Here is a 1,107-nt window from a genome sequence, read left to right as displayed (position 1 = left end):
GGACGCCGTCGACGGCGAACGCGACGCGCTCGATCTCGGCCTCCTCGGGGCCGATCTGCAGGCCGTTCGCGCTGGCGTCGACGTCGGCGTAGTCGGCGGTTCCCAGTTCCGCGTCGAGTCGTTCGGCGACGCTCGAGAGTTGCATGATCCGCCGTTCGGCGGCGGGCTCCTTGTATCCGGCTGATTCCCAGCGGGAGCGGGACGGTTCGGGCGACCGACGCGTGCGGAAAAAGCGGCGACCGACCGCGCTACATCAGGTAGAACAGCGGGAAGAGAATCACCCAGACGATGTCGACGAAGTGCCAGTAGAGCCCGAAGTACTCGACCGGCCGATCGTCCTCGAGGTAGGCATCGACGCTCACGATCCGGTAGATCATGAAGCCCGCGATGAGCAGGCCGAGGATGACGTGCAGCGCGTGGAGGCCGGTCGTCACGAAGTACATCGAGTACTGGAGTTCGGTGAACCAGTAGATGCCGTGAGCGAACTCCTGACCCCACTCGTAGCTCTTGATGGCGAGGAACGTGAGTCCGAGTAGCAGCGTGACCCCCATCGACGCCAGCAGCCCGCGCTTGTTCCCGCGTTCGGCCATCACCAGCGCGATGACGACCGTGAAACTCGAGGTGAGCAGGACGTAGGTGTTGATCAGCCCGATGGTCGCCGAGGGTGGCACGGTCTCGAAGGTGCCCCAGCCGCCGTGGATCCGCATAAACACGTACGCCCCGATGACGGCACCGAAGACGACGACGTCCGAGGCCAGGAAGAACCAGACGCCGGTCTTCGTCGTGCCGACTCCCTCGAACGGCCACCGTTCGGCGATGGCCATCTCGGGTGCGTTGAATTCCTCGCGACCGTACTGGAACAGCGCGACCCCCAGGATGCCGACGCCGACGAGCGAGAGCGCGGGATAGAGAACGTTCTCCGATCCGGCGGTGTTCCCGGCGAGTTCCGCGCCGCGCGCGGTCGCGAAGTCGGCGACGTAGGGCGTCAGTCCCGACAGCCCGAGGAACGTGACGAACATGCCGACCCCGATGCCGAACGGCCAGATGCTCGCGTGATCCTCGTGATCGGCCTCGAGCGACTCGGCCTCCCCGGTGCGCTCGTGGGCG

The 1,107-nt window shown here is 66.0% G+C and carries 1 protein-coding gene and 1 pseudogene; both read right to left on the bottom strand.

The window, feature by feature from the left end; genetic code table 11:
- Window positions 1–145, bottom strand: a pseudogene (locus PGX04_RS14790) (Nif3-like dinuclear metal center hexameric protein); the annotation flags it as partial.
- 103 nt (window positions 146–248) lie between these two features.
- Window positions 249–1,107 (bottom strand): cytochrome c oxidase subunit 3 (locus tag PGX04_RS14785; protein WP_273739207.1); only part of this gene is annotated, 859 nt, incomplete at its 5' end.

The sequence above is a fragment of the Natrinema soli genome, assembly GCF_028618695.1.
The sequence above is the reverse complement of the archived record's forward strand: the minus strand, read 5'-3'. Positions and strand labels throughout refer to the sequence as shown.